The 5,074-nt window shown below is 36.6% G+C and carries 1 protein-coding gene; it reads right to left on the bottom strand.

What is annotated here, in order from left to right:
• Positions 1-4,583 (bottom strand): proprotein convertase P-domain-containing protein (locus ACRBBL_RS27270; RefSeq protein ID WP_431372275.1); only part of this gene is annotated, 4,583 nt, incomplete at its 3' end.
• Positions 4,584-5,074 lie beyond the last annotated feature (491 nt).

The raw sequence follows: 5,074 nt of genomic DNA, 5'->3' as shown, positions 1-5,074 counted from the left end.
GGTGACCAAGTTCCGTTGATGCCGTTGTTTGAAACTAATGGTAAAGCTGATAATGTATCACCTTCACAGATATCAGCTACTTGAGTAAATGTTGGTGTTACTTGTGAGTTGACAGTAATGTTACCTGCAATTACTGGATTAGAACAACCTCCAGTAGTTGTTAATGTATAATTAAAAGGTGAACCTACTACTGTAGTTGGTGTTCCACTAATAGTATATACGCCAGAAGAAAAAGATCCTGTTATACCTGTAGGAAACGCTCCAGAAGATAATATAATTCCTGCTGCTCCAGAAGTTCCTGCTGTTAAATCATAAGTAATAGGTACAATAGGTGTATTAATACATATCGTTTGCGCATCTGTTCCGGCTGCGGAGGAAAGTGTGAGCATTGGAGGTGTGCAATTTGCTGCCGTACATTGTAAACTAGCCGATTCTAAACAGGTTCCAGTTGGCCCAATAGGAGTTACAGTAATTTCAACAGTATCACTAGCATTGATCGGATTTGGTCCTGTAGAAGAAGCTGTATAGGTTAAAATATTTCCAATATTTCCAATATTTACTATTGGATTTGCTCCAATTTGGTAAGAAATTGTATATGATGTAGCTCCAGGAACTGCTGCCCAATTAAATTGCGTTGAAGTTAATGTAGCTGTTCCACAACTAATAGTTGATGATAAGAGAGGATTAATTGTTACAGTTTCCGTTACCATACATCCATTGGTGTCAGTATAGGTTATATCTGTTGTACCATCACTTACTCCCGTTACCAATCCTGTTGCACTTACTGTTGCTACTGATACATCTGATGATATCCAAGGATTGATTGCATTAGCTGTTCCCGATCCCGTTAATTGAGTCGTACTTCCTACGCAGGCAGATAGCGTACCCGAAATAGTACATACACAAGGAGCAACATTAATGGTTACGTCATGTTCATATTCGCAACCAAACTCATCTGTTGCGGTAAGCGTATACGTAAAAGGTCCTGTAGTAGAAAATGGTCCAACTGTAATATCATTGCTTAGTTCGGTACCAGTACAAGTTCCAGTAGTTGGACATACATCTGATCCAGGATCTGTTACATTAGTAGATGTTGTTGTTTGACTAGGAACTGCCGGTCCTGTGCCCGAATGTGACCATACTGCTGTAGTTAAATCTGGAGTTACTGTTTCTAGAGAGTAACAAGTTTGAGGAAATGATAAAGACCATGTTTCCAATACACCATCATCATTTACTTCATGATCTATAATTTCTAGTGTCCAAATTCCATTTAAGTCAGCCCCATCTAAAGTAGAAAAGGGGTTATCTGAATTATACGTTTGAGATACATAGTAATAACCTATATTAGGCCATGCTCCAATAGGAGAACAAGGACCTGTATAAGTAGCACAAGGTGTTGATGTTGTTGTGTGTGACGCTGCATTAGCCCAATCAGCACCTCCACTATTTACAATTGAATACGTTGTTGAACATCCAGGCACTCCATCATCATCTTGATTTACACAAGCTCCAAAACCAGTAGGATCTGTAGCATCGCCTAATCGATCAAAAACTACTACTGATTGTCCCGAAGGAGAAATTAATGTAATTTCTAAATCTTGAGTGGCTGAGTGCTCAATGTCAAATGATAAGACTGGGTAACAAGTAGCAGACATCGTTGTTCCACTTGGAAAAAAACCAGTAAAATCTATAGTAGAGGTATATGCAACACCTGTTCCGTCTGGTAAGTTTATTGTGGCTGCATTAAAAATAGGAGTTTCTTGAGTTTCTGTTTGTGAAGTTACTAAACCTGTTAGATTTGCACTTTCACCACAGTTTATATTTATTGTTGTGGATGAACCTGTAAAATCGGGATCTGGTAGAATGCGGATTATTTTTGTAACAGCATTTGTACTTTTACAACCTAAAGGATCTTCTGAAGTATTATCATCTCTTACTGCGACCGAAGCCACATAAATTTCATCATCGGATGGATATGTGTGTGATGTAGTTGGACTTGTTGTTGTTATTGTTGTACCATCTCCAAAATCCCATTCATAAGTTGTTATTACTTGTCCAGCAGTAGCAGTCGAATTTGATGCATCAAAATTTACTGTTAAAGATCCTGGAGTATTTGAATCTGGTCCACATATATCAACTATTGAAGCATCGACCATAGCAGCAGTTGGAGGCGTACATGGTGTGAAACAAGATATAGTAGCTGACCATCCTGAATCGGGAATTGAAGAATCTGATTCAAAATAAAATGTTATACAGCCATCAGGACTTGTAGAAGTTATGCTAAAAGGTGCCAGCGTTCCACAATATTGAGTATCTGGAGTTGCGGTTTCTGGGTTCGCTTCAATCCCTTGCCAAAAATTTAAAAAATCATAACAAGCTCCTGATAAACTATCTTCCGTACTAAAAGATGTGAAATCCATTTGAATTATATCTCCAGGTGTATCTGGACAGTAAGTTACTGACCAAGATTCATTATTACCATAATTACCAGCATTACCAGTATCTGTAAAAGTTCCTGAGCAAGTATAAATTATATTTGATGTTGGTATTACATTATAATATCCCAAACTCTCAATGTCAACACTTGAACAAATAGCAGGATTTGTTACAGACATTGTATAGCACAATACGTAGTCTCCGGCGGTTAAATTATTCCATTCAGGATTAAATCCACTTGCTACACTTGATGCATTTGTGAGATCTGGAACAATTGGTGTAGCTGCACAATTGGTTGCTGGCACTAATTCATAGGTTATAACTTCTTCAGATGGATCGCCACATGCACCAGGTGTAGATTGCGAACGTTGTTTAAACCCTAATACTGTAGATCCAACAGGCACTGTTACTGGAACACATACCGTAACAGATTCTCCAGGTGTTAAAGGTGCTAAGCCGAGTTGATCGCCTGCAGCTGCTAATACTGTAGTAATATTAGTTTGACCTAATGCTGCTGTAGTTTCAGTAATTGATTCAACAGGACATGAAGCAGTTGCACATGTACTACAGGATGATGCTGTAATTTCAACTGTTGTATCTGTTGTTCCACAAGAGGTTGGCACTGTAACAGTATATATTCCTGTTGCGCTTGTATTTGGTGTAATTTCTCCCGTTGTTGAATCGATAGTTAACCCAGCTGGAGATGATGTATAAGCACCTGTTACTGGACCATTTGTAACAGCGATTGTTTGATTTGGATCACTTGTCGTATATGAACTAGCTGAATACGCTATGGTAGTTACTGCTCCAGAAGTAACAGTTACAGTAATATCTTCAGAACATGTTGAAACTCCATCAGTAATCGTTGCTCTATAATTTGTAGTTGTTGATGGACTTACATCAATAGAAACCGATGATAGTGTTGAAGTAGCAATTACTGTATTCGTTGATAAATCTGTTATGGTTAATGTTGTTGGGTTTTTAGTTATAATGTTAACATTATCAATTCCCCAACTATCAGTATTTCCGCTTGAGTTTGAACCTTGAATCCATCTAAAACTAGTATTAGCTGTTTCTGCCGCGGCTGGAATAGGCTGTGCAATTGTTGTCCAATCAAAAATATAATCTCCTACACCTTTATAACCAAAGTCTGCTTCATCACACGGAAAAATATATTTGAACGTTGTCCAACTTCCTCCACCATCTGTTGAATATTGTAAGTATACACCTTCATCTTGATCTGTTGATTCACAACCATTACCACCATCATCATCTGAAGCCATTCTCATGTCAAATGAAATTACACCTCCATTAGAGATATCAAAACTTTGTGACGTAAGTTGTCTTGCTCCACTAGTGCTTTGCATCCATACATATATAGATCCATCATTAATAGTTGTATTATTTAAGTTTGGTTCACAACTTAATTGAGTGAAAAATGAAAAAGAACCATTAGTTCCTGTCCATCCAGTCCCTAAAACACCTGTGTTAAAATCGTTTGTTAATGTTGCTGTACCAACAACTCCATTTGCTGTAAGTGTCGTGCTATCGCCAGGACATATCGACGTTGGATTAGCATTGATATCTACTGTACATCCTATGCTTGCAACATCAAATAATGAAACATTTGCCTCCCAACCAGCTGTAGTATTTGATTGTATATTGATAAAACTAAAGGTTAGGGTTCCATTTGCATTTGAAGCACAAAACTTACCTGGTTTGAGTTCCTCAGAAAAACCATTTGCGGCACGCTGTCCAGAACGATTTGGAGTTGGTCCTGTATTATAACTGCCAGAATAATCACCTTGTAATGATCCAATTAAAGCATCTCCTGTAGTAGAACCATCATATATTTCTAATCTATCCGCATTTCTTATATAATCGGCCGACGCAAATATATCAACATCCAAAAACGAGATAAATGATGTAAAGTCAACACAGACTGCTTTTCCTGCAACTGAAGGTGTTAATGTAATTGTATAATTAGTATTGCCATCGTTGCCAGTAGATCCTCCTGCATCATAAAACATTTCAGTTCCATCAACAGTTACGGTTCCTCCTTGGCTAATTAAAATATCTTGGCTATAAATTGTACTAATAGAGAAAAATAAACAAACAATAATACTTATTTTATTTCTTGCTTTCATATTTTCAATTTTATGGTTCGGGGTTAAAGTAGTCCATAAAGATAGTAGATGTGTTGTGTGAAAATGAAGTAAAAAAAACGATGTATTTAGAATTCAGATTCTTAAAATTATCTTAAAATTTTTACACAAAACACTGATAAACAAAATATTATAATTACTTAAAAATATTCAACTGCAAATATTTTTTAGGAGGTCAGATGTTTAAAATAATAATATCTTTTATGTTAAGTGTAATGTAATAAAACAGCAGAAATCGTTGAGAAATATTTGCTCAAAGGGAGTGAAGTTGCGATCAAAGGAAGAGAAACTGCGATCAAACAACATAAATATATAATTATCAATACTCTACACGCAAAAAATTAAATTAAAGGAGTACCGTTATTACATAAAGACCAAAGAGGAATTGAGAGAAGAAAAACTCTAAAACAAAAAAAAACTCATGGAAGAGGAGTTTATTAAAGGGTGAAAGACCGGGTTCGAACTGGCGACCT

This window comes from Kordia sp., from assembly GCF_050633145.1.
Lineage (GTDB): Bacteria > Bacteroidota > Bacteroidia > Flavobacteriales > Flavobacteriaceae > Kordia.
This window is presented reverse-complemented; position numbering and strand designations above follow the sequence as displayed.